The organism is Levilactobacillus suantsaii (genome assembly GCF_014069315.1).
Classification (GTDB): domain Bacteria; phylum Bacillota; class Bacilli; order Lactobacillales; family Lactobacillaceae; genus Levilactobacillus; species Levilactobacillus suantsaii.
On sequence record NZ_CP059603.1, the window covers coordinates 258,179 to 283,121 of the forward strand.

The 24,943-nt window shown below is 52.2% G+C and carries 24 protein-coding genes; 6 read left to right on the top strand and 18 right to left on the bottom strand.

Annotated features, from left to right (window positions below; translation table 11 throughout):
* Positions 1-129: 129 nt before the first annotated feature.
* Positions 130-957, bottom strand: a complete 828-nt coding sequence (locus H3M12_RS01245) for an alkaline phosphatase family protein (protein ID WP_129032392.1) — start codon at positions 955-957, stop codon at positions 130-132.
* 1,650 nt (positions 958-2,607) lie between these two features.
* On the bottom strand, positions 2,608-2,874 hold the full coding sequence (locus H3M12_RS01250; protein ID WP_129032391.1) for a hypothetical protein: 267 nt from the start codon (positions 2,872-2,874) through the stop codon (positions 2,608-2,610).
* Between the two features lie 376 nt (positions 2,875-3,250).
* Between H3M12_RS01250 and H3M12_RS01255 the strand changes: the two genes are divergently transcribed.
* Entirely contained in the window at positions 3,251-3,802 is a 552-nt protein-coding gene (locus H3M12_RS01255) for a hypothetical protein (RefSeq protein ID WP_233449199.1), read from the top strand.
* Between the two features lie 131 nt (positions 3,803-3,933).
* Complete coding sequence (locus tag H3M12_RS01260; protein WP_129032389.1) at positions 3,934-4,194, top strand: hypothetical protein; 261 nt, start codon at positions 3,934-3,936, stop codon at positions 4,192-4,194.
* A gap of 69 nt (positions 4,195-4,263) precedes the next feature.
* On the opposite strand, the gene H3M12_RS01265 is transcribed toward H3M12_RS01260, so the two are convergent.
* Entirely contained in the window at positions 4,264-4,647 is a 384-nt protein-coding gene (locus tag H3M12_RS01265) for a MarR family winged helix-turn-helix transcriptional regulator (protein ID WP_129032388.1), read from the bottom strand.
* A 217-nt stretch (positions 4,648-4,864) separates the two neighbouring features.
* Positions 4,865-5,779, bottom strand: coding sequence for a hypothetical protein (locus tag H3M12_RS01270; RefSeq protein ID WP_129032387.1), 915 nt, complete (start codon positions 5,777-5,779; stop codon positions 4,865-4,867).
* A 310-nt stretch (positions 5,780-6,089) separates the two neighbouring features.
* Between H3M12_RS01270 and H3M12_RS01275 the strand changes: the two genes are divergently transcribed.
* Positions 6,090-6,728 (top strand): hypothetical protein, encoded by a 639-nt coding sequence (locus H3M12_RS01275; protein WP_182150806.1) that lies wholly within the window; start codon positions 6,090-6,092, stop codon positions 6,726-6,728.
* Positions 6,729-6,783: 55 nt separating this feature from the next.
* Here the strand turns inward: H3M12_RS01275 and H3M12_RS01280 are convergent, their stop codons facing one another.
* From H3M12_RS01280 to H3M12_RS01300, 5 genes are all read right to left on the bottom strand, one after another.
* The gene (locus tag H3M12_RS01280; protein ID WP_129032385.1) at positions 6,784-7,521 is read right to left on the bottom strand and encodes a hypothetical protein; all 738 of its coding nucleotides are present in this window, start codon (positions 7,519-7,521) and stop codon (positions 6,784-6,786) included.
* Between the two features lie 574 nt (positions 7,522-8,095).
* A complete protein-coding gene (locus tag H3M12_RS01285; RefSeq protein ID WP_182150807.1) occupies positions 8,096-9,451 on the bottom strand; it encodes a hypothetical protein in 1,356 nt (451 codons plus the stop codon).
* A 215-nt stretch (positions 9,452-9,666) separates the two neighbouring features.
* A complete protein-coding gene (locus H3M12_RS13020; protein ID WP_182150808.1) occupies positions 9,667-11,442 on the bottom strand; it encodes a hypothetical protein in 1,776 nt (591 codons plus the stop codon).
* Between the two features lie 347 nt (positions 11,443-11,789).
* A complete protein-coding gene (locus tag H3M12_RS01295) occupies positions 11,790-12,368 on the bottom strand; it encodes a hypothetical protein (protein WP_182150809.1) in 579 nt (192 codons plus the stop codon).
* Entirely contained in the window at positions 12,365-13,225 is an 861-nt protein-coding gene (locus tag H3M12_RS01300) for a hypothetical protein (RefSeq protein ID WP_325065012.1), read from the bottom strand. Before H3M12_RS01300 ends, H3M12_RS01295 begins: the two co-directional genes overlap by 4 nt.
* A 687-nt stretch (positions 13,226-13,912) precedes the next feature.
* Between H3M12_RS01300 and H3M12_RS01305 the strand changes: the two genes are divergently transcribed.
* A complete protein-coding gene (locus H3M12_RS01305; RefSeq protein ID WP_129033411.1) occupies positions 13,913-14,143 on the top strand; it encodes a hypothetical protein in 231 nt (76 codons plus the stop codon).
* 305 nt (positions 14,144-14,448) lie between these two features.
* Here H3M12_RS01305 and H3M12_RS01310 read toward each other — a convergent pair whose 3' ends face one another.
* The gene (locus H3M12_RS01310) at positions 14,449-15,660 is read right to left on the bottom strand and encodes an aminotransferase-like domain-containing protein (RefSeq protein WP_182150810.1); all 1,212 of its coding nucleotides are present in this window, start codon (positions 15,658-15,660) and stop codon (positions 14,449-14,451) included.
* Between the two features lie 168 nt (positions 15,661-15,828).
* Between H3M12_RS01310 and H3M12_RS01315 the strand changes: the two genes are divergently transcribed.
* Positions 15,829-16,737 (top strand): LysR family transcriptional regulator, encoded by a 909-nt coding sequence (locus tag H3M12_RS01315; RefSeq protein WP_129033089.1) that lies wholly within the window; start codon positions 15,829-15,831, stop codon positions 16,735-16,737.
* A gap of 110 nt (positions 16,738-16,847) precedes the next feature.
* Here H3M12_RS01315 and H3M12_RS01320 read toward each other — a convergent pair whose 3' ends face one another.
* The 3 genes from H3M12_RS01320 to H3M12_RS01330 all read right to left on the bottom strand — a co-directional run bounded on the left by H3M12_RS01320 (position 16,848) and on the right by H3M12_RS01330 (position 17,874).
* Positions 16,848-17,072, bottom strand: coding sequence for a DUF2922 domain-containing protein (locus H3M12_RS01320; protein ID WP_129033088.1), 225 nt, complete (start codon positions 17,070-17,072; stop codon positions 16,848-16,850).
* Positions 17,073-17,099: 27 nt separating this feature from the next.
* The gene (locus H3M12_RS01325) at positions 17,100-17,297 is read right to left on the bottom strand and encodes a hypothetical protein (RefSeq protein WP_129033087.1); all 198 of its coding nucleotides are present in this window, start codon (positions 17,295-17,297) and stop codon (positions 17,100-17,102) included.
* 97 nt (positions 17,298-17,394) lie between these two features.
* Positions 17,395-17,874 (bottom strand): helix-turn-helix domain-containing protein, encoded by a 480-nt coding sequence (locus tag H3M12_RS01330; protein WP_233449200.1) that lies wholly within the window; start codon positions 17,872-17,874, stop codon positions 17,395-17,397.
* A gap of 383 nt (positions 17,875-18,257) precedes the next feature.
* On the opposite strand from H3M12_RS01330, the gene H3M12_RS01335 reads away from it, so the two are divergent.
* A complete protein-coding gene (locus H3M12_RS01335; RefSeq protein WP_129033085.1) occupies positions 18,258-19,340 on the top strand; it encodes a hypothetical protein in 1,083 nt (360 codons plus the stop codon).
* Positions 19,341-19,688: 348 nt separating this feature from the next.
* Here H3M12_RS01335 and H3M12_RS01340 read toward each other — a convergent pair whose 3' ends face one another.
* The 5 genes from H3M12_RS01340 to thiM form a co-directional block, all read right to left on the bottom strand.
* Positions 19,689-19,994, bottom strand: coding sequence for a hypothetical protein (locus H3M12_RS01340; protein WP_129033084.1), 306 nt, complete (start codon positions 19,992-19,994; stop codon positions 19,689-19,691).
* Positions 19,995-20,591: 597 nt separating this feature from the next.
* Positions 20,592-22,517, bottom strand: coding sequence for an ABC transporter ATP-binding protein/permease (locus H3M12_RS01345; protein WP_129033083.1), 1,926 nt, complete (start codon positions 22,515-22,517; stop codon positions 20,592-20,594).
* Positions 22,518-22,583: 66 nt separating this feature from the next.
* A complete protein-coding gene (gene thiE / locus H3M12_RS01350; protein ID WP_129033082.1) occupies positions 22,584-23,240 on the bottom strand; it encodes a thiamine phosphate synthase in 657 nt (218 codons plus the stop codon).
* A complete protein-coding gene (thiD, locus tag H3M12_RS01355) occupies positions 23,240-24,055 on the bottom strand; it encodes a bifunctional hydroxymethylpyrimidine kinase/phosphomethylpyrimidine kinase (RefSeq protein ID WP_182150812.1) in 816 nt (271 codons plus the stop codon). The genes thiE and thiD overlap by 1 nt, the downstream gene beginning before the upstream one ends.
* Positions 24,056-24,078: 23 nt before the next feature.
* Positions 24,079-24,867 (bottom strand): hydroxyethylthiazole kinase, encoded by a 789-nt coding sequence (gene thiM, locus H3M12_RS01360; protein WP_129033080.1) that lies wholly within the window; start codon positions 24,865-24,867, stop codon positions 24,079-24,081.
* Between the last annotated feature and the right edge of the window lie 76 nt (positions 24,868-24,943).

A 24,943-nucleotide genomic window follows, 5' to 3' on the forward strand; every position in this document is an offset into this window, starting at 1 on the left:
ACCAAAACGACCTTAAAGTCTAGCGTAATGGGTAAATAAATAAGTGAAGTAACCTCTCGCTAGTCCTTGCACTTTAAGTATGTTCCGGTCTGGTGCTATTCCTCACCCCCCTTCAAGGAATCCTGTGCGTCAGATCTGCGTGATTTCATTCAACAGACTATGTCCTGCGTGCTCGGTGGCGACCCCGTAGTTCTCTAAGACGGTCGCCCCGATGTCCGCGAGGGTGCGGCGGATACCCAACGCAAAGCCCTTCGCCCGGGACGGTGAGTACGCCAATAATGGAAGATACTCACGCGTGGGCGTCAGACTAAAGGTCGGGTCCGCGGCGTGGGTGGCCGTCACGATCAGAAGGTCGTTAGCCCCCAAATCGTGCACCACCTGTTCTAAATAGTGGTCGGCGGCGATGAGCGCCGTGCCGAAGCCCATCAGGTCCTGATGTTCCCCGGCAAAGCGCATCTCCGGTAGGCACACGTAGGTCAAGCCCGAGACCGGTTCGTTCAACCGGTCGTATAAGATCTTGAAACTGGCTTGATTACTGCCAACTTGGTAGCGATTGGCCGGTGTCTGGGTGGCCAGATAGCTCAGAAAGGGCCCGGCCACCGTCACCGCATAACCCGCGGCAATCAGCGTGGTAAAGACGTTCTCGGTGCGAATCGCACCGGTGTAGTCCCACATCTCCCTAAGCCCGGTCGGCCGTAAGTTGTCCTGGGCGGTCATGTGCAGGCGCCCAAAGAATCCCAACGGTTGGTAGATGGGTTCGACCCCCAAGATGGGATGGTCAACCCGAATATTGCCTAGGCCTAAGCGCTGTAATGTTGGGAGCTGCAGCTTTCCCGGCCAAGTAGCCGCCACGTGCCCAATGGTATCGGCACCGACGGATTGAAAGTGGTTCGCGTCGGAAGATTCGCCTAATCCTAACCCGGCAAAATCAATGACAAAAATGCGGTGAAAGGCCACACTTACTCACTCCCTTCGTCCGGGATTTCCGTAAAATTTGACTGGGCGTCCCGGGCCTTAGTAATAATATACCGTTTCACTAAAGCACTGTAAATCCCCGATTGACTAAAAGCGTCAATTTTCGAATTTCCCGAACATTTCGGCGCTAAACTAGTTCGTGATTGTCGGATTGAAAATTCACTGGTGGCCATTTACCACCGGGTTAAAAGGATTTACGTGCCGGACTACTCCACTTTGCCACTAGGTCAGCTAAAATCGTGTTCCTGGATTAGCCCACTCACTGACCCACGCGTTTGTTTATGTAATGCCGTAAACCAATGGGTCTCCAAACCGAATCCAAGAGTCAAAAATAGACTTCAAGTTAGCTGAGAATCAACTTGAAGTCTACTCGGTTGTAGAAAGGCAGGCGTGATCCCGGAATTTCCGTCTTGTCATCTTCGTAATACTTAATCGCCTCATACATCAAATTTTCCAACTGAACTGTCGCAGCCGCCAAATCACTCACTTAATTTCTGGCTACCGTTTTCAGTGTTCCTTAATTCCTCCATCGGTCGTCCCCGTCAACGCTCAAACGATTCTTCTTGAAATCCTCGCGTGAAGCTGGTTAGTGCCGACATCCGAGCTCTAGGCTTGACATTGTTTATCCATCTCAGAACAGGTTGCTTAATGGTACATAAAGCTTATTCAATTGTGGTGAAGTGCCTAATGCTGGTGCGTGATTCTTCTAGAGTTCGTTAGAAGGTTTATCTGTGTTACCTGGTGCGAAACCGTGACGCTTGAATCTTAAACCGTGAATCTTGAACCGTGTTATCAAAAATCTGTGGTACTGATTGAAACTCTTAAATCAGACTTACGTCAAAACGGAAATCAGATTTACGAACCGTGAAACTTTTATCAACTAGATCAAGTGGTGCTTTGCTTGGCCACCCCTGGTCCTTTCTACGGTTATAATATATCATTAACTGTAAACGTTTGCAACCGAAAGGCCGCTAAAGTGACAAACTTTTTTATAACCCCAGCTAAAGGGCCCGGTGCGCCGGCCATGCCGCCTAAACGCTAGTTGTTCCCTCACGCAAATTCCGTCGTCAGAACCACTTTTGCTGCGTCAAACCGACCAATAAAAATACCGGCACCCGCAGGCACCGGTATCCGATCGCATAGCCCATAACCAACGGTCACAAAACGATAGTTCTTGTTTGGAGGAAAGGTTCTACGAAATGCGACATTGCTCTGATTATAAGTTATCCGTTAACAAAAGAAATCACTTTATGCGTTGTCATTGAACGCACACCCTTGTTATACAGCGAATATAATCGGAATGCACATGTTTAGCCCACTCTTAGCGACTTAATACTAAGTTGGTTGGGCGCCAGTCGTGCCCGGAGGATTGACACCCGCTGATTGGTTCACGTGCTGGTCTAGCTTGGTGACTCACGCAATGCTACTTTCCAGGAAGACCTCGGCGTCCTTCTTGGCGTCAGCTCATAGATCACCTCGTCGTCATCCGCTAACCCGGCTGGCCGGTTAAGGGGCGCATCGCGGTCGATGGCTTCGCAGGCCTTGACTCTCCCAATTAGATGACGCGAAAAAGGTCCGGCAACTGCCGGACCCGTGTTGCGCTTAGCATCGCGCCACTCCCCTGGTTCAAGCTTAGAGTAACATGAAGGTAACGCCGTTGATAGGGGTAACTTCATCGCCCAAATCACCAAAGATGACGTCCTTATCGAAGACCGACGCCTGCAGCGCCGTTAAGTTGGTCTTCTCGATGGTGAGATGATAACGCCCCCGCTTGTCTTGGCTCAAGCCGTAGTTGATGAATTCCTGCTCCGGGGCATAATCCGCGAAGTGGACGGCAAAGTGGCCTAATTGGTGGGAAACGACCAAGCGAATTCCGTTTTCATCTTTAAAAATATGCAAAATGTTCACTCCTATATATAATCAATTGACTACCGGACGGGGAATCCTAAGGACTCATCGCCGGACTTCCGAGCGTCATTCGTCCTGTGGCCAATCACGTGGAAGCAGAGCAGTAGTTGGGACTCACACCCCACTACTCGTGGTCAAACAAAAAGCCGCGCGCAACGGCGTTTGGCCGGTGGTTGACGCGCGGCACCCTTTTCAACCATGTAGCTCGATTGTACCATATTTACCCGCGAAATTAGCGACGGCTCCCAAAAAGACGCGCGAAAGCGGCAAAAAAATGCGTGCCCGCCTTGCATTCGCCCCCGCAAAAATGGTGTAATGTTATTAATAATTCCGACATTAATTAAGTCTAATTGGTGTCTAATGGAGGGTGAACAGATTGGCGAATACCAAGAATAGTCAGGCGGCTAAGATCCGCAAGCAGATCATCGCCTGGCTGCAAGACGATAAGTTGGTCGAGGTGGTCTCAGACAGTCGCTTCCCCGGCATCAAGGGGTTACGGGCGGTTCAGCTGCGGCAGATGCTCGGCAAGCTCGGCTACCCGCAGACCGCCGTGATGGGCGCGGTCTCGGCGGCCCCATCGATTGACCATCGGATTCAAAAGGCCACGCTCAAGCCGCGCGAAGTCTATTACTACTTCGTGGCTGACGCGCCGCAGAAGCAACCGGCGCAACCGACCACGACGACCGTCTCCTCGGCCGGGGGCCTCAGTACCCTACCGACTTTCACCGCCTTAAAAACCGCCAACGCCCAACTGGATCACGCCGTCGATGACCTGTTGACGGCCGCGCGGGCCCAGGCGCCGTTGAGTGACCTGGAGATCGACTTTCTCAGTGACCTGGCCAAACACACCGCCCGGCAAACTGAATTACTCCAACGCTTCACGGTCCAGGAACGTATCGACCAGTTACGCCATCATTAAAGACGCTGAATGGTTTATAAGGTAATTCCCTTAATAATAGCCCTTAATTGAAAAAAGTTTCGATTTTCCTTGACATTTTTCGGCATAACCCTTACCCTGTTATAAATTACTTTTATGGGGGACGATCATTCATGGCTTTACACGTAAATGACCGGGTCTACTGCAAAGAAACCGAACTGTTTTCGACCTCATTCTACGGCACGATTACCAAGCTGTACGAACATTCGGCGCTGGTTCAAGTTGAACCAGACCAGTTGAAGAAGAAGGAAACAGACAAGATCGATTCTTTCGGGGACCTCGTGGTGATTCGACAAACGGAACTTCAATTAGTCGACGAGAATGGGACTGCCCTCGCAGAACCAGCAGACGATAAAGTAGAAGCCGCCGAATAAGCGGTACAAAAAAGGTCGGGACGTTGGTCTCGGCCTTTTTGCGTGTCATCATTCCGCCCACTGGTGGGATCAGACTTTAACGTAGGTGGCTAACTTAGCCATCAACTGGGGCAGCTCATGGGTCAACACAAGACTAACGTGTTCATGTACCGCTTCCCCGCGGGGCGTGATTTGAAACACATGGTACCGGCGGTCGGTCGGGAGGGTCTCATCACGGATGTAGCCCCCCTTGAGTAGCCGACTGATCTGAATCGAGATCATGGATTGCCCGACGTGTAACCGCCGCGACAGTTCACTGGTACTGGTCTTCTCCCGAATCAGTTCGTGTAGAATCCGGTATTGTTCAAACGTGACCGCGTCCCCGCTACTCGGCCGTTTGATAAACGGCCGTAGGAGTGAATTCAATTGGTGAATTCGTTCGATGTCACCGGCCATTTCATCTACTTCTGTCATGGTGCTCTTCCTCCTCGTGCCGGTCGTAACCGAGTGACTGGCCCGGTTATCACCAGCGTCAACATAGTCATCGCGGACCAACCTAGCCGCCAAACTACTGACGAGTTAAGTTGATACTCTTCGTATTGTAACATAGAACAAACGAATATAGTGTAAACAGGTCACGCCCGTTGAAATATTTTTATTTAATTCGTTATAAGACTCTGTCCGCTTCCGCTCAATCCCCCGCTTCGTCCTGATTACCATGTTTTTTTGGATCCTTTTGTTGGTCCCATTGGTGCGGTTTCGGCGACTTCTTGGGGTCATGCTTAACCGGCTTTTTAGCCGCCGAGTCATCCGGCTTCGGTGGCTGAACCCGCATATCCTCGGGTATCCGCTGATTTCGTTCGATTGCCGTGACCAGGTCCGACCACTCCTTTGCGGTCAAGAGTTTCCGCAAGCGCGGAACGACGTGCTCGATGACTTGACCAATCTTTTCGAGTTGAAACGCCTGCAACGTCGTGTAATTCCGTTGACTAAGGCCCTCGTTCGGCCGATACAACTGAAAGTCATGCTTGGCCTGGTTCAGCTGCAGGGCGAAGATTTTATCGGCGGTCGTCTTCCGGTTCGTCATGCGACTGGCGGTATCCTCAATCAATAACTGCTCGCCGTTGGTCAACATGACCAACGCTTGGTCACGCTCACGCTTGCGCTTAAACGGGATCATCGTCTGGAAGTACTTGAGATTGATCCAGTCGTACTGCTCTTTTTGTTGCGTGCCCACAGCAATCAACCGAAAGTCCCCCACAACGTACGGAACGGGATTTTTCCCCTGGCAAACCTGTAAATAAGCTTGCATGTCCAACCGGCTCACCAGATTATCCCGCGACAACCGGTCGATCAGATTGTTGGGGGACGCCGTGACCAATAAGAACCCACTCAAATCATTCCAAACGATCGTCCGTCCCCGACGTGTCTTCCCGTCGGACGGCAGATTCTTCAATAAAATGGTATGTTCCCAATCCAAAGCAACGTCACTCGCATCAACTTGCTGAGTGATATCTTGCACGCGTAAATCTGATAATACCAACATCTCACGGTGCGTGACTTTATCACGCAAAGCCGGAGTCGTATTGTTCCACCGTGGTTCCATCAGAATGCCCCCTCATGATAAACACTTAATTGAAAGGCCTCATTGATTATTCAGGCCAGCGTTAATATGCCATAAACCACGAACATTAGCAAGTAATCGGCTCACCCCATAAACGAAAGTTAAACCAAACAGTTATAAATATTGACGGTGTTCAACCATGTTGTGGCCCATTCGTTTAAATATAAAAATATGAATTATAGACAAACTTATGGCCTTAATATTCGTTTTCTATCTAATTTCTTAGCACCATCACAGCAAATCACCACTTGGACTTGGTATACTCACCGTACAAATAAGGAGATGAGCAACGATGAGCCAAACCGTTGGTGAAATTTTAACGACCCTGCGACAGTGGATCTACCAGGATGACCTGGATACCTTCCGCGCCGAGTTAACCCTATTCGACCTTCCCGACTGGTACTACCTCAACCTGGAACACAGTCAGGCTCACCGCCTCAAACCGGAAACGGAACGCCTCTTGATGGGCTTTTACGGGTTGCCAGCTAGTGACTTCGAGCGCTTACGCACGGCGGACGACTTGTCTCTAGCGATGGAACAAGTCTTAACGGACAGTGTCCTGCGCCACGAAGCCGAGTTGCGCCTCGCGATGATCAAGTGGCCCGACAGTGCCCAAGTTGCCCGGCGCTTCCACGGCCATCCCGACAGCACGGACCCGGCAGCCAAGTACAGCTACGCCGACCTTCTGCGCTTCTTGCGCACCGCTTGTCTGGAACGGTCGGTGGTCGAGATGGCTCAACTTCTGGACTTACCACCGCTGATTTATTGGCAAAAAGAGACTGGCCAGTCGCCGTTTGCGCCTGCCCAGCTCGATTGGTTAGGGGCGATGCTTGGGACCGATGATCTCAAGACGTACACCCACGCCACTGATTTAGCCACGGCCGTGCGGAACCGCAACGCCGGTGGCTTCATGACCGCACCACTCATCTAAATCCCGTCCCCCTTTTCAGGCCCGACAACTGCCGGGCCTTTTTGCGTTCGTTCAACTACGCTTTTGACCGACGTTCGCGCCACCAGCCATAAGCCACGGTCAGCACGGAAATCAAGAGGATCAGCCCCCCAGCACTCAATAAGAGGAGTTTCCCCTGCTCGTTGGTCTGCGGTAACCAGCCACTGACCCAGGAATGACTTCCCGGAATCGTCGACTGCGTGGAAGTCGGCGCCCCACTCTGCGGGTGGTCACCACCACCGCCATTAGTCGGCGTGATGCCGGTGCCACCGTGCGTACCGCTCGACGAGGAGCTCCCCGCACCACTACTCCCGCCACCGTTCTGATTCACGCCGTTTCCGCCATTGATCGGCTTTTCGGATGAACTCGAGGTGCCGGAATTGCTACTACTGGTAGATGAAGAACTACTGCTCGTTGACCCTAAACTCGACGAATTCGACGGATTACTAGGCGCGCCACCGGTCCCCGTTGATGGCGTATTTGAATTCCGTTCTAGCGTGATGGCCGCCTTCGACACCTGCGTCCCGGTCGCCGTACTGCTGGTCCCCACTGCCAGCTTGGTCACGACCGGCGTCCGCGCCCGCCAGACCAGCGGGGCCCGGCCAGTCGCGGTAGCGCTTACGAAATGCCGCGGCCGTTGTGCCACCATGACAGCCGCACTAGTGGCGCTGACCACGCCCAGTGCATGGGGCGACGTTGGGACCGCAACCCCCAGGGCCGTGACCCCGACAATTCCCAATAAAAGACTAACGGTTATTCCAATCTGTTTGGTCATAATTGCCCACTTCCCTTTCGCAGATGCTGCCCATCTTCGTTTTTCCCTAGTGTAGCACCTCTCCCAAAAAATGGGGTAGGTTACCGGGTAAACTATTTTAGAAATGAAAGTCAACTTAAAAAAGTTACTTACCTTAGCAACGGCCCCCACGAGCACCATTTTTAAGCGTTTTCCTTGGGCTTCGTTCCAGAAAGGGACTACACTCAGCGCAATTCCAATAAATCGAGATGATTTCGATGATCACTGCCGCGATACCACACCGGTTCGACTCAATCCACGACGAATCGGCGCTTATTACCTGCTCAACGACTCAGGTCCTCTGGCATTATTGGGTAGACGCCCGGCGATTATCCCGCGCTTCTCCCCGCCGGGGCTAAAAGTCATAGCCTCCCCAAGCCGTTCAACCCCAGTCCGGTTCAACTGGGCGGACGGTTCGCTATGCTAGACCGACCAAGGAACGAGTTTGTTTGGTCAGTTTTCCCGTTTCTTGATCCGTCACTCGATTCCCCCAGAACAGCAAAATCCCTCGCCAAATAGTTGGCGAGGGATTTCTTTTGACTCGATTTAATTGGGATTAGCCCACGTAATCTTGATTCGCAGACGTGGTAGTCGCTATGGTATCAACCGGTGAAGCCCCATTTTCTTGGGTTCCCGTGTAGAAAGCCTTGGCGTTAGTTGAACCATAGATTCCATTAAGCGCGCTGTTGAAAGTGTATTTCATGTAGACTTTGTCGTTACCAACTGTATAACTTGGCGTGTAAAGCGTCGTCAGGTTATTGGCGGTCAGATAAGCTTGCACATCATTAGCTGTGTAAGTTGAATCCTTAGCGCCAGCAAACATGTTCGTTAATGCTGGGAAAGCAACCGTAGTCGCCGAGGCACTCTTAGTGTAAGCCTTCAACTGTTTTCCTTGTTGGGACAGGTCATTAGTGACCGCGTAAAAGTTGATTTTGGTGCTTTGGGCTACATTTTGGGTTACATACAAAGTAATGGTGTCCCCGGACTTAGCCGCTGTTAAAGCCGCATTATTCATGGAATCCGAACGCTTGTAAGCGTAGCCAGTGCCAGCTAGTGCAGCCGCACCCCAAGCATCCGTTGCTTGGTTAGCAGCATCCGTTCCAACCGCAGTACCAACTTTGGTTGCTACCTTACCACCATCATTTGCTTTTAAACCAGCTAACGTTGTCGACTTCACGATAGCGCCGGAAGTCGTCTGGAAGTTGACCTTCACGTCGGACTTAGCATCAAACGTATTTTGCGTGGTAGTCAAAGCGCCGCTGTAGATCCAACCATTGATGGATGGATGAGCCGCATCTTCCACGTAGTAGTACAGGGAACCTTCACGGGTCTTGGTTTCGGCCTTGGTGACGGTCAGGGTGTCCTTAGCGAACGGTAACGTGTTGGCGGCCTGCTTAGAAGCCTTATATTGGGTGTACTTCGGGGCACTCCACGTCACGTTGGTCTTGCCTGGCTTGGCAAAGTAAACGGTCGTGTTCGCTGGCAGATTAGCCGTTTGCGTGGTGGTTGCAGACTTAATGCCCCCAGCGAAGACAGTGTCCTTCTTCCCCCCGTAGATGTAGCCGCGGTGCTTCCCGTTCATAGCCACGACTTTGTAGTAAACGGACCCCTTGTTGGTGACCTGCATACTGTAAGCCCGGAAGTAATCGGCAGACTTCTTGGAGTTCGCCAACTTCTTGACCGTTTTCTTAGAAGCCACGATCTTAGCGCCCTTAACCGTTCCCGGTTTAGAGTAAATAGCGTTGGTTCCTGTAACTTGAACATTCCGCGTTTCCGGTGCCGTCTTTAAGGGCTTAGTGGACACAACTTTAGCCTTACTCTTGGCACTAGCCGTTGTTGAGACCGACGCCACGGCGCCTAAGCTCAATGCAGCTAACCCAAGGTACAAGGTTTTTGCTAAACGTGATTGCATAATGTAATCTTCTCCTCCGATGAATAAGTTTATGTAACGGGCTTAATTATATCATATTCACTAATGATAAAACCGATAAACTGTTAATAATTGTCATCCACTATACTCTACTCAAACTCCATAATTAATTTTTACAATAAAAAGGTACCCGACAAAAAGTCTAGGTACCTTTAAAACAACCACTAACTTAAAATTAATTAACGAGCGACAAAGGACTAAGCTTTATCAGCGGAAGTGCTTCCCCCGGCGTTATTGTTTCCGGAAGTGCTTCCCCCGGCATTATCGTTTCCGGAAGTACTTCCCCCGGCATTATCGTTTCCGGAAGCACTTCCCCCGGCATTACTGTTTCCGGAAGTGCTTCCCCCGGCATTACTGTTTCCGGAAGTGCTTCCCCCGGCAGTACTGTTTCCGTGAACGGCAGGATTATCACCAACAACATGACCTGTATCAGTTTCAGTCGAGTTAGCAGTACCATCACCAACTGGTGACGTTGCATCAGTGTATTCCTTGGCAATATATACCAATTGAGCTTGGTTGCCAACACCATAAGAACCACTTTGTACAGAAACTAGCGTGTACTTAGTGTAAGCATTCTTACCATTAACTTGGTAGGTTGGCGTGTAAAGGGTTACCAACTTGTTAGATTGAGCAAATGCATCCAAATCTGTAGAAGTGTAGTTAGCACCATCAACACCCTTAAATTCAGTAGTCAGCTTAGGCAGAACAATCGTATTTGCATTGGCCGGCGTACTGGTCTTGTCTTTAAATACAGTTAATTGACTAGCTTTTTCAATAACACTACCAGAAGACTTGTAGAAGTAAAGTGGCGTAGTTACCTGATTACCCGCTTTTACACTAAGCGAAATAGTGTCACCCGTCTTAGCAGCTAATAAAGCAGAAGCATTCGCATTAGAAAATTCGTAAATGTATCCACTACCCTTTAAGACACCCTTAGTCCAATCAGTAATATCATTTGCCTTACCGGCAGCGTCAGTTTTAATAACCTTGCCAGTGGCATTCGTACCAACTGAAGTTCCAACAGCTTTGGCCTTAGCAGTAGTACTACCATCGGCAAGCAAGTCCTTCAAGACACCTGTAGCAACGGTCTTACCATTATTAGTGAAGTTTACTTTAACATCAGTAGCTCGGTTGAAAGCAACATTAGCATCAGTCGTAACAACTTCACTGTAGATCCAACCGCTTACGGAAGGATGGTTAGTATCTTTGACATAGTAGTATAATGAGCCTTCACGAGTCTTCTTCGCAGCATCAGTGATGACCAGCTTGTCACCCGCAAATGGCATTGTGTTAGCCACTTGTTTTTCAGACTTATACTGAGTCAGGTATGGTGCATCCCAAGTAACGTTCTTCTTACCAGGGTTTGCAAAGTAAACCGTGGTTTCCTTAGGCATATCTGCCTTCGTCATCGTTTCAGCAGACTTAATCCCGCCAGCGAAAGCATCAGTTGTCTTACCACCGTAAATGTAGCCACGGTACTTACCGTTCATCGTTACTACTCGGTAGTAAACGGAGTTACGGTTAGTCGTCTTAACACCGTAAGCGCGGAGGTAGTCTCCCGATTTCTTGGAAGTAGCTAATTTCCCCATAGTTGCTTTGGAAGCAACAATTTTAGCACCTTTAACCGTTCCTGGCTTCGTGTAAAGCGCGTTCGTTCCAGTAGCTTCAACATTACGCTTAGTCGCATCCGTCTTCAAAGTGTGGTAGGCGTATGCCTTTGCATATGACTTTGCAGAAGCAGAAGTTGTGGATACCAATGAAACGGCACCTAAACTAACTGCGGCTAAACTTAAATACAACGTTTTCTTCAAACTAGATTGCATTTTATTCTCCCCTAAGTAATTGAATTTTGTTACGAAGTAAGTATACCAAGCTCCCCTACCTTTGGAAACTTTTTTCAACGGTCTGACGCAAATTCGATATAAATATTCGAATAAAAAAGCCTCCAATCGTAGATATATAAGTGCTTTCATTAAAAATGCTATACGACTCTAAAATCGACTGCCAAATTGGTAAAAAGGATGACACGGGTCACTCTTTATCTAAATGATTAACCACAGTAGGTAATTTTTGTGTTAATTATATTCGATTAAAATTAACTTCTCAATGAGGCATGCTTAATTCCATTTGAATTTAAAATCAGAATAAAGAAAAGGAACCCAATTCGAAAGTGAATTAGGTTCCAGTAACACTCCTCATCAACACCGGTTGACAAAAAACCAAAATTAGTTGATAAAAACTGAAAAAATAAAAGGTACCTGGACCTAATTAGATCCAGATACCTTTTAAACAGTCTATTTAACAGATGTTAATTCAAAATTTATTTACTAGAATCTGAATCAGCACCTGGCGTAACCGTCGTAGTAGTAGTTGGGTTATCACCTACAACTTGACCAGTATCAGTTTGAGTTGAGTTAGTAGTACCATCGCCAACTGGTGACGTTGCATTAGTGTATTCCTTAGCAGTGTATACAAGTTGAGCTTGACCACTAACGCTGTAAGTACCAGCTTGTGCAGAAACTAACGTGTATTCAGTGTAAGCATTGTTACCATCAGAAGTCTTATAGGTTGGCGTGTAAAGGTTCGTCAACTTATTAGTAGTAGCAAATGAATTCAAATCTGCAGAAGTGTAATCAGCACCACTAACACCCTTGAACCCAGTAGTTAACGTAGGAAGGACAATCGTTTCTGCATTAGCAGGCGTCTTCGTAGCATCCTGGAATACAGTTAACTGAGTAGCAGAAGAAGTAACATCTCCAGAAGACTTGTAGAAGTAAAGTGGCGTCGTTACTTGATTCCCTGCTTTAACATTGAGAGTGATTGTATCACCTGTCTTAGCAGCTAACAGTGCAGCCGCATTAGCATTAGAGAAGTCGTAAGTGTAGCCACTACCTTTCAAGGCCTTATTAGTCCAGTGGTGGTAGAACCAGAAGTCGTAACGACCTTGCTAGTTGCATCAGTACCGACAGAAGTCCCAACAGCATTAGCAGCACTGTCACCGCCATCAGCCTTTAAGTCCTGTAAGATGCCACTAGCAACTGTCTTACCATCGTTAACAAAGTTTACCTTAACATCAGTTGCTTGGTTAAAGGCAACACTAGCATCATCAGTAACGGCCTTATTGTAAATCCAGCCACTTACAGAAGGATGAGTTTGGTCTTCAACGTAGTAGTACAATGAGCCTTCACGAGTCTTAGTTTCAGCCTTCGTGATCTTCAAAGTATCGCCAGAGAATGGTTGGGTGCTAACAACGTTCTTGGAAGCGCCAGACTTGTATTGCGTATACTTAGGTGCAGTCCACGTAACATTAGTCTTACCAGGGTTAGCAAAGTAAACCGTCTTGCCAATGTTAGTGTCGGTCGTGTTAGCGGTCGTAGTTTCATCCTTCTTGATCCCACCACCAAAGGTATCAGCAACTTTACCACCGTAAACGTAACCACGGTACTTTTGGTCCATGGTAACAACACGGTAGTAAACGGAACCACGGTTAGTAGTCTTAGTCCCGTAAGCACGGAAGTAGTTAGCAGACTTCTTGGAAGTTGCTAATTCAGCCATCTTGGCCTTCGAAGCAACGACCTTGGCACCCTTAACAGTACCTGGCTTCGTGTAAAGGGCGTTAGTACCAGTAGCTTCAACGTTCCGGTCAGTAGCAGCTGCCTTTAACGTTGAGTAAGCACCAGCCTTAGCATAGGACTTAGCAGAAGCAGTGGTGGAGACGGTAGCAACGGCACCAAAGCTTAATGCAGCAAGACCCAAGTAAAGAGATTTCTTTAAACTTGATTGTATATTCTTTTTCCTCCAAACATATTGTATGTAATCTATCAAGCAGGAATAGTATATCACGATATTAGTGATTTTGTTAAGAATTTTATTAAGTCACTAATAATTCATGCTCCTATCCCCCAACTACAACTATAATTATAGCGATTACATTCTTTATAAACAAGCTAATCGCTCTTTTTGTCTTCTGAATGAAACATTATAACGATTTTTGTAACACATCTGTTATTTGTACCGTTTTCATTATTAGAAAAATTATGAGATTTAAATTCCGTTAATTTTAAAGCGGCGTTAAGGTAGGATAAGTTACTTGCTTTTCTTCGTTTAGGCGTTTAAACTGCAGGTATCAAATGAAAGGGGGTGATGCTTTTTGGCAACACAATGTTACCCTAAAGTGATCGCTTCCGCGGAGAACGGAAACGACTAATCTCTTTAAGGGAATGGACCGGCGAAATGTAATCGCCGGTCTTTTATTTCGGCATTTTCGTCGGTGACGCGACCGCTCGCCCATTTTTTCGTGCCTAGTCCATTTATATATTTTCGGTCTCTCTTTCTACTGATAATGCAGTGTTGCCCCATCTAGTTAAGGTAGTCCTAATTTAGTTTTCTAATTGATTATAACTTTCGGTCGAACCCCGTATAATTAAGTCGGAGGCGAGAGATATGCTCACGATTTACGTTGATCCCAAGCAACAAGATCAAGTCGTTCAGTTGTCTGACCAAGACCGTGGTTACCTCACTGTATCCCGTTCAGCGCACACGGCACGTTACACCTTCTCCTTTACCGGTCACGCCCACCCCAGCTTCTGGTGCGACGGGCGCTTGACCGATGGTTTGGAAGAGACCGTTCGCAGTATCGACGGCGAACAGCGCTACCGAATCGAATTTCGTTGATTGTTTGATATGTTGTCACCTGTCTCGCGGCACACATGCCGAGATATCAGCCCATCAGCGGTAGCGGGTCGATCGGCGTTTCCGAGAATTTTCTCGGGAACGCCTTTTTATGTGGGGGTTAGCCCCCCTTTTTTATTGCCAGTGGGTCACGGTATGCCGGTTTTAGATTGGTTAGTTTGACGGTCGTGGTGACTCAAGTTTTTCCTATTATAAGTTACGTCTAACCGGTTACTTAACTTAACGCTGTAACCACACAAAAAGCCTCGCCGGGTCACTGACCAAAGCGAGGCAATTGACGAGTCGAGTTACAGGACGGGGGCCTGGCGGTGGATGGCCAGCTTCAACTGGTCGGCCAACCGGCGCATCCCCGTGGTGATGACCTGCGGCTCCAGGCCACTAAAGCTTAGGCGCATGGCGTTGGTCACGTCACGGTTCGGGTAGAAGTTGGTCGCTGGCACGTAGGTCACGTGGGCCCGCGGGATCATCGTGTCCGTCAATAGAGTCGCGGCGTTCATCCCCTTAGGCAAGGTGACCCAATCGAAGAAACCGCCGGCGGGCTTGGTGAAGCTCACCTCGTCCGGGAAGTCTTGTTCCAGGCTGGTCACCATCGCATCGCGTTGGGCGCGGTAGTGGGTCTTCAACGTCTGGATATGGGCGTCGAGGTCGTTTGCTTGCATGTAGGCCGCAATCGCCGCGTGGGTGATGTTAGTAGTCTCCAGGTCACTGGCGAGGCGCACCTTCATGATGGCCGCGAGCAGGTCCCCATCGGCCACCAGCCAGCCGGTCCGCAAGCCGGGCATCAAAATCTTGGAGAAGCTCGATAAAAAGACTACCCGGCCCTGGGTGTCGAAGCTCTTGATGGCCGGTAATGGTGCTGCCTCGTACCCCAGGTCGCGGTACGGTGTATCTTCCAAGATGACGAAGTCGTAACGGTTGGCCAGGTCAACGAGTTGCTGGCGCTTGGTCACGCTCATGGTGATGCCGGTCGGGTTATGGTAGTCTGGCACCGTGTAAAGCAACTTGATTTTAGGATGGCGCTTTAACGTCTCCTCCAACGCGTTTAAGTCCAAGCCGTCTGGTTCCAGCGGCACCGCGTGGTAGGTCGGCTGGTACAGGTCGAACGCCGCCAGTGCCCCGATATAGGTCGGCACTTCCACGGCCACCTCGTCGCCCGGGTTCAACAAGGCCTTGGCCACCAGTTCGATGCCCTGCTGACCGCCGACCGTGAGGACCACGTTGTCGGCGGTGGTGGCCACCTGGCCCCACTTCTGGATCCGGGCCGTCAGTGCTTGGCGCAAGTCCAGGTTGCCCTGGGCGGTCTGGTACTGGAAGAGCCCCGCCCCCTGCTGGTCGATGGCGGTCAAAAAGGCCTGGCGCACGGCAGCCACCGGAAAGTAATCGAGGTTCGGACTGCCGGCGGCTAGTGAGATGGCTAACGGACTGTCATCGACTGGAAACAAGCCGGACAATGCAGACGTGACGTCGGGATTGGCACGGGTCGCTAATAGATTTTTCATGAGTATTTCCCCCTTTAACGCTACGGCCAGGTCAGCGACTGACCCAACCACTTAACTGGACTATCCCCTAAGACATCGATATGATAGAATATCGGTAAAGAAAAGTACAATTCATGCATTCAAAAGTAACGTGAAAGTTATTCATTTTAACTAAGGAGGGGGCCGACCATGTTACCGTTTGCCTACCGCGTCTTTCAAGCCATCATCCAGGAGCACACCTTTTACCGGGCGGCGCAGATCTTGAACGTCACGCCGTCCGCCATCAGTCACTCCGTCAACCAACTGGAAAAGGAGCTGGGCTTTAGCCTGTTCATCAGAAACCGCGCCGGCGTCGAGCTGACCCCGGATGGCCAAGCCGTCCAACCCCTGATTCAGGCCATCGTCAACGCCGAGGACCGCTTGGAACAGGCCGCCGCTAACATCAAGGGCCTAAACGCCGGGTCGGTGCGCATCGGTGCCTTCTCGTCGGTCTGCATCAACTGGCTGCCACCCATCATCCAAAACTTCAAGCAAGACTACCCGGCCATCGCCATCAACGTCGAACAGGCCGACTTCACCGAGATCGCCGCGGCCGTCAAGACGGGCCGCCTCGATTTGGGCTTTTCCGCTTTGCCGGTCAACGAGAAATTAACGGTCCTGCCACTGATCAAGGACGAAATCTATTGCATCACCCCGGCCGACTTCATTCCCGCTAACCGCACGACGGTCACCGCCAGCGACTTAGCCGACCAGAACTTCATCCTCCAACGCGGCGACTACGACAAGGACACCAAGGCCGCCTTGGACCACTACCAGATTCAACCCAACGCCCTGCGCTTCTCCATCGACGACCAATCGATCCTCGCCATGGTCGAAGCCGGCATGGGCATGGGCATCTTACCGGAACTGGCCTTGGAGCGCATCAGCGGCGATGTCAACGTCTACCGTTTCGACCAGCGCTTCTACCGGACCATCTGCCTGGTGGTCAACAGCGAGCAGGCCAAGGCGCCCTCGACCGCCAAGATGATCACCGCCATCACTAGCTACGTCACCCAGAAGTACCCGGGCAAAGTCCTGCAACACCCCGGGGCCCTATGACCCACGCCCAAAAGCCGCCGCTACCTCACTTACAGGTAGACGGCGGCTTTTAGCGTTGCGGTACACACAGAGGGGAGAGCTCAGTGCGGTAAGTTAGCTAGTATGTCGTGTTAAGCGGTCGCAGCCGGTAACGGCGTCTTGGTGGTCTCAATCACTTGGGCACTCACCGGCGTGGCGTAGAGGGCCACGTCTTCTTTGGCGAACAGCTTGGTGTCGGCCATCTTGGCCATGATGGCCAGGGCGTTTTCAGCGGTCAAGTCGGCACTGACGTACTTCAAGCGCAGGTTCTTGATGCGGTGGTCGGCGCCTTTGAAGGTTAATTCCAATGATTTCATGAGTCCAATCCCTTTCTATAAGTGGCGTTAAGCGACGTCGTTTTGGGTGGTCACGTTGGCATGGCGGAACGTTAAGCCGGTCAAATCGGCCAGGTAACTGCCAAACGCTTCGATCTGGTCGGACGTTGGTTCAGCCACGCCGTTGTTCAGCGCGATCCGCACGGGATGTACCAAGTCGTCCCCCATCAAGAAGGTGATTGAAGTCTTTGTCCATTTGCTCGTCATAGTGTCCTGCTCCTCTCGAAGTTAAGTTTTGGTAAGTGACTGGCCAGCCCTTACACCCTTACTAACGAAATTTGCGGCGAGTTTGTCACCCCCTAATTTACTTTCCCCAAAAATTCACCCGTTTGAGCCGGTTCGCCAGGTGCTTGCGCCAGCCATAGACGGTCTGGCGGCTGACCCGGCACTGGGCCGCAATCTCCGCGATCGACAACTGTTGCTTGAGCGTCCCCATCAGATACTGCCACTCCCCGATGGATCCCGTCTCGCGAATCAGCTTCAAAAGCCGCGCTTCCAAGAGCCGTTGGGCCACCAAGATGTGGGGGTCGACCTGATCGTCGGCCACGGCGGACAGTAACTGTTCGTGGTCGCCCTCCGCCTGATGGGTCAGCAAGCGCCGGTCGCGCCGCAAACGGTCCAGCAACTCCCAATACAACTTCTGTTGGGCGTAGGCTAAGAACTGGTGCGGCTTTTCTCGCGGATTCTCCGGGAAACGCGCATAAATCTGGGGGAACAACAACCGCCCCTCCTGTAAGTAATCCTGGTAATCGTTGTGACTCGGGGTTAAATATAGTTTTTTCAAAACACTATGGATCACTAGCTCATGGTCCCCAGAAAAAAGAAATTTGTAAGCCTCATCTAGATTATCGGAATACATGTGTATTACCCTCCAATATCGCTTTAGTTTGGTTCCCCATTTGAGGGAACTTCTGTAGGATAACGGCTTTAAAAGCCCCCGTCCAACCCCAATTTTCGCCCTTTTAGCCGCCTTTTCGTGGGGGCGCCTTATATGTATAATTTATAAAAACGATTACTTGCAGATAACCCTAGCGAAGGCGGACCTGCCCCGATTTTTCTGGATTACCCCGTTTTTCTGGTTGCTGACCATTTAATTTTTTTCAAAATCAGTGCTATAAATAATACGGAGTGTCGATAATGTTTTTCAATCTAAGGAGAGGGTTTTCAATGCATAAGTTAGCCTGGCTACCCTGGGTGACCGCTTCGGCAATCGCACTCGGATTGCTTGTCGGCGGGTCAACCACCGCAACCGCAAAGGTCAAGACGTACACCCAACACGGTAACGCCTTGGCCGCGTATAACGTCAAGCATTACAAGACGGTCAACAACAAGAATTTCTTTGTGAAGCGCTACCAATTCACCGGAACGGGCAGCTCGATGACCAGCACCAAGGGGAAGCAAGTCACGTTCAAGACCAACTTCTTATTGCCATCCCACTACGATAGCAAGACCTGGACCAACCCGCAAAGCATCGTGCTGAACAAGACCGGTAGCACCATGTACGTCCTCAGTACGGCGCACAATAACCGCGGCTTCATCGTCAAGTACAACGTCGCCGGGCTGAAGAAGTTGGGCGTCACCAGTGGCGCCAAGGACGCCCTCGCCCAAGCTGGCAAGGACAAGGAAGCTAACCAACTGACGGCAAAGGACAAGGCCATCTTGAAGAACGTCAAAGTCGGCCCCGTCTTCGCCACGGGCCACGGCCAATCGCTGGCCCGCAACCCCAAGACCGGTCAACTCTGGTTCGTCGGTGCCCGGGCCATCCACAGTAACGTCCAACAGGTCAGCACCAAGACCTTGAAGCCCATCAAGCGCATCAACTTCACCTTGAAGAGCACCGTGCCGATGGGCGAGAATCTGACCTTCGACAAGAAGGGCAACGCCTACTTCTATACTTATTCCAGCGGCGGCTGGGCCCCGAAAGGCACCGTCAAGATCTACAAGGGCAAGATCAAGGCCAAGTCCGTCAAGTTCCACTTGATCATGCAGGGCTTACGGCACAACCCCGGCACCAAGAGCCAGTCCTTGGCCTACAACGCCAAGCGTAACCGGCTGTACTTCATGAGTGACGGCAGCATCTCGTCCGTCCCCGTCAATAAGCTCGGCCACCTCAAGGCTAAAGACGTCGAGGCCACCAACTTGAGCGGCAAGCGCGAACTGGAAGGCTTGCAGTTCACCAATAAGGGCGTCGGTTACCTCTTGACTAACCGGCCCGCTCAGGTCATGAAGACCACCAAAGCGAACTTCTAACTTAAACGCACGTTTAAAGGCCGTTCCGCACTGCGGGACGGCCTTTTTGCATCGCAACGGGGATTTAGCTGGCCGGTAGCTTCTGGCCGGCTATGGGGCCTTAAACACACTAAAAAGCCGCCCTCACGTCTCACGACGCCAGAACGGCTCCTCAGTTAAACTAGACGCGACTACCCCTTGAGCGTCGCTCGCCGGTAAGGTCACCCGGCCATCATCCCGGTGATGACGGCCTCATTGCTCATCAGACGACAAAAGTTGACCGTGCAGAATTTCTCCGCTGCACCCGGTTCAGTTCCATTATACGAACGTACGTTCAAGATGGCAAGGCCGATTTTAGCGGTCGCACCGCTAACGGGCCCCGCTAATCGTGCCCCTGCTAGTCGTAACCCTTGGGTCAAAGGTCACCGACCAACAGGCGCGGCCATCCGTGGTGCTCCCATCGGGGCCACGGTACCCGTTACCAGGTCGTGGCCCCAAATCAAGGTGGGGGCTTATCGCCGCAGACGGGGCCACAGCCAATCCCGTGACCGTGACGGTAGCCAGCGGTATCCCTGCCGCTGACTGCCGGCCATCCGTGGGCGACCCACGGTAGTGAACTCGTGCCATCGAGATGACGGACCACAACGTGGGGTCAGTCGTGATAGGATGCGTCACGTCGCCTCGTGGTCACAGTATGTATCACCTCTTGCAACCCACTTTACCGCCTGGCGCCCCATTCGTCAATTCCCCCCGGTTGAGGGATGCCGAAATTCAAATCCGCGACCGCGAGGAAAGCCATGGGGACCGGGGGATTAGCGGGACTGGTAACTCCCCGGGGATAAATTTTATCTTTTTGTGTTGCCGCTGCTCGCTAAAGATCACGTGCCGGGCTGGACAGTGAGCCTAACCAAGGCGCCCCGCCACCGAATTTGCCCCAGCAATTAGTCCGCCTCACCAGAAATTGTCGGGAGGCAAAGTCGTTCAAGCCCTTAACGACTCACCTGAAATTTTCTCTCGTTTGGTCAGTGCCCTCAAGATCCCCTTTAGTTGGTTTCTCCCCCACACCATGGTAGACTATGCGCGTAGAGTTAAGTCTTAGTCAGCTTAACTTCTCAATTTTATGACCAGCACCGTTCGTTATTGAAGTTCGCTTCGCTAACGGACGGCGCTGTTTTTTCACGGTTATCTTAGGGTGACACTTTGCAACTAGTGTGCCAACCCGTGGACCTTAAAAAGCCGTTAGGACGTTTTCGTCCCAACGGCTTTTTGGTATTATTCGTAAGCTAAGGCTTCGATTGGATCGAGTTTAGCTGCCCGACTGGACGGCGCTAAGGCCGCTAGCAGGCTGATGATAATAGACACGGCCACCCCGAAGACCAGGTAGCCACCGGTGATGCCGATGATGTGGTACCCAATATAGGTCGTGGCCACGTGGTTGGCCGCTAACGCCACGATCTCGGTGAAGACCAGCGCCAAGAGACTGGAGAACAGTCCCAAGAAGAAGGCCTCCGACAAGAAGAGGTTCTTCACGTCGCGGCGGCGAACCCCTAAAGCCCGCAGAATCCCGATTTCCTTGGTCCGTTCGGAGACGCTGATGTACAGCACCACGATGATCATGATGGCCGAGACCAGAAGCGAGATACCGGCGATGGCCGCTAGGACGTAGAACGCCAACTGGATGTAGGTGTTCAACGTCGAGACGATGGCACCCGCCCCGGTCAACTGGTACTGCTTCTTGCCGTTAGCCGTCGTCAACGCGCGAATCTTATCCTGCACGCCGGTGACGTGGCTGAAGCTGTCGATATCGACCGTGGCGAAGTTCGCTCTAAACGTCAGGTTCTTACTGTGGTAAAGTTGCTTGATCGTCCCCAACGTGGTCTGGAACTGCCCGCTACTGCCATCGGTGATGCCGCTGACCGTCAGGCGCTTGGTCATGACTGTCGGAATATTGTGCTTATCCATCGCAGTCAACGACACCTTGACCTTCTTGCCAATCAGCTTGTAGGGGTGCTGTTTATTGAACTTCTGGGCGAAGCTCTTCGACAACAGGACTTCATTTTGCCCCGGCTTATGCCCCTTCTTCACGCTCTTGGCCAGCATCTGGTCAGTCACCGTTTGGACCAGTTGGGCCGTGGCTGTGTTCCCGCCCTGCTGGATCTGAGCGCCCTGAGTCGCGTAACCCAGTTGGACCTTCTTGACGTGGTCGATCTTTTTCAACCGCTGCACGTCTTTGGCCTTGATTTCCAACTTCTGCGGATTTTCACTGCTGGTCTTTTGGGCGACCTGGACCGCCGTTGGTTTAATCTGCGAGTAGATCTCGTGATTGATATAACCCTTGACGCCGCGGCCCAACCCCAGCATCAAGATGACGCTGAAGATACCGATCGACGCCCCGAAGATAATCAAGAGGTTGCGCCCCAGGTTATAGCGCATGTGCTGCAAGGCCATGCGCACCGTGGCGCCAAAGCTCAGGTGCTTGGCGGGCACCTCGGCGTGGTCGGTGACTTTAAACGGGTCCTTCAACTGCTCGTCGCGGTCGATGACCCCGTCCGCCATGTGCACGATCCGCGTCCCGTGGTCGGCGACGGCCTGCGAGTGGGTCACACAGATGACCAACTTACCGCTATCCGCAATCTGGTCCATCAAGGCCAGAATCTCTTGGGTGTTCTGCGCATCCAATGCTCCGGTGGGTTCGTCGGCAATGATGATGTCCGGGTCAGACGCGAGTGCCCGGGCGATAGCGACCCGTTGCTTTTGGCCCCCCGATAACTGGTTGGGGTGCTTGTGACGGTGTTCTTTCAACCCCACCTGGTCCAGTAACTCGGTGGCCCGGTCGCGCTGTTCCTTCTTGGACAGCTTGGTCATCTGTAAGGAGATCATCACGTTGTCCAGGATACTCAGGTGACTCACCAGGTTAAAGTTTTGGAAAATGAACCCGATGGTCTGGCGCCGGTAGCTGTCCAGTTGCTTGACGGACGCGTGGCGCAACGACTCGCCGTTCAACAACACATCGCCTTCGTACTGGGCGTCCAACCCACCGATGATGTTCATCAACGTGGTCTTCCCACCCCCGGACTCCCCCAAGATCGACACGAACTCGCCGCGGTCGAACTTGAGGCTGATGCCCTTGAGGACAGGGAACGGCGTCTTATTGACGTAGTACGCCTTATGAATATTTTTTAGCTCTAAAAAGCTCATTGGTAAACCCCTCTTGGTCAGTATTAGTTCAAACGATAACCGATTTCAGGGCAAAAGGCAATTAATTTAATTGCCGGCAAACGCCGTGCGCATAGCGTCGACGGCTGCTTGCGGGTGGTCGTGACGGGTCAGCATGGTGATGACCGCCGCACCGGCCGCGCCAGTTGCCGCAATCGCCGGCAGTGATGCCACGGTGACGCCGCCGATGGCGACAACGGGCACCCGCGAGAGTTCGACCAGGTGGGCCAGGCCCGAAGTACCGATGACCGGGTCGGCATCGGCCTTGGAAACGGTCGGGTTGATAGGCCCGCTGCCCAGATAAGCGATCCCGTCGATCTGGTTAGCCGCCTCGACCTCTTCGGCCGTCGAGCAGGACAGGCCCACGAAAATCTGCCGGTCCTTGACGGCTTCCAAGACTTCTTGAATCCGCTGGTCGCTTTGGCCCACGTGAATCCCGTCGGCGTTCAACGCCAAGGCTAAATCCACGTCATCGTCGACGATGAACGGCACGTTGGCCTCCCGGCACTGGTCGCGCAAATCGCCACCTAAGGTACAGCGTTCCACCGTGGACAAGGTACTGCCGTCCTTATCGCGGAACTGAAAAGCCGTGATCCCGGCATCCAGCATGGTTGCGAGCACCTGCCGCAAGTCGCGGCCCGGTATGTCTTGACTGCCGGCTACAAAGTACGCCCGGAGCAAGCCGGGCTCAAACGTTACTGACATTAGATCGTCCCTCCTTGATTATAAGCCCAATGGTTCAACGGTCCGTGACCGTGCCCGACCGCAATCGGGTGGGCAATGGCGGCGGTCACGTAGTCCTTGGCCAACCGGATGGCCGATTCGAAATCGGCACCCTTGGCCAGTTCGGCCGTGATACACGACGACAAGGTGTCGCCGGTACCATGGGTGCGCACGGTATCGACTCGCGGCGCACTCAGCCAAAACGACCGGCCGTCGGCGAGCAACACGAAGTCGCTGGCCTGGTCGGGCGTGGCTTCGTGGCCCCCTTTGATGACCACGTTCTTCGCGCCCAGGTTCTGCAGCTCCACCGCGGCGGCCTCCATCTCTTCTTTATCATCAAGTGGCAAGCCCGTCAAGCGTTTGGCTTCTGGCAGGTTGGGCGTCAAGACATCGGCTAACGGCACCAGATCGTCACGCACCGTGGCTACCGCGTCGTCGGCCAAAAGTGCCGCGCCGCCCTTGGCAATCATCACCGGGTCGACCGTGAGCGGTCCAAAGTCGTAGCGCTTGAGGTTCTCGACCACGCCGTGCACGTGGGCCGCATCGGCCAGCATCCCCGTCTTGCAGGCGCTGATTTTAAGGTCCGCGGCTAACGAGGCGAACTGTTCGTCGATCAATTTCTGCGGCAGTGCCATGAAGTCTTGCACGCCCAGCGTGTTTTGCGCGGTGACGGCCACGACCACCGCCGTGCCGAACACCTGCCGTTCCTGCATGGTCTTGAGGTCGGCCATCACGCCGGCCCCGCCACCACTATCGGTCCCCGCGATCGTCAAGGTCTGGGGAAATTCGTTTGCCATGATTACTCGTCCTTCTTTCCGCCTTAGTCGTACGCCGCCAGTTCTTCCAACTGGGCGACGGTGGTTTGTTGTAAGGCGTCCATTAATTTAATAATAAAGGTCCCGGACCCCATCTGCGGGTCACTTTGGGCCACGCGTTGACCGATGCCCGCAAAGACCAGGCACGCCGTCTGGGCCGCTTCGAAGTAGTCGGGGTCCACGGCGCAAAAGGCCGCCACGATACTCGACAGCATGTCGCCGGAGCCCACGTGGGTCTGGAACAACGGCGTGCCGTTCAAGACCTGCACGGTCCGCTTGCCGTCAGTGATGACGTCGGTCGGCCCGGACAAGATGACGGTACAGCGCCGCTTGATGGCACAGGACTGCGCGATGCTGACCAGATTGCCACTGCCGCTACCGGCGTCGATGCCCTTGGCCTGCCAGTCGACCCCGGCTAAGGCCGCAATCTCACCGGCATTGCCCCGGATGACGTCTGGTTGAAAGGCCGTCAATAGGTCTTCGGCCACCTTGGCCCGATAAGCCACGGCCCCCACCGCGACCGGGTCGATGACCAATGGTTTGTGGTACTTATTGGCCAGTTGGCCGGTGACCTTGATGTGCTTGATCTGTGGTTCGGTGAAGGCCCCCAGGTTCAAGCAGACCGCTTGAGCCAGTTGGACCATCTCGTCAGCCTCGGCCACCTCTTCGGACATGATCGGTGACGCACCGATAGCGTTGATGCCGTTGGCGACGTCTTGGACCGTCACGAAGTTCGAGATGTTGAACACGATGGGATTTTGTTGCCGTAAATCGTTTAATAAGCTCAGTTTCATGAGTAAAGGACCCCCAAAATAGTAGTGCTAACGTGCCCCGCCATGACCACGCTTCGCGTCAGTCCCAATCAAACGC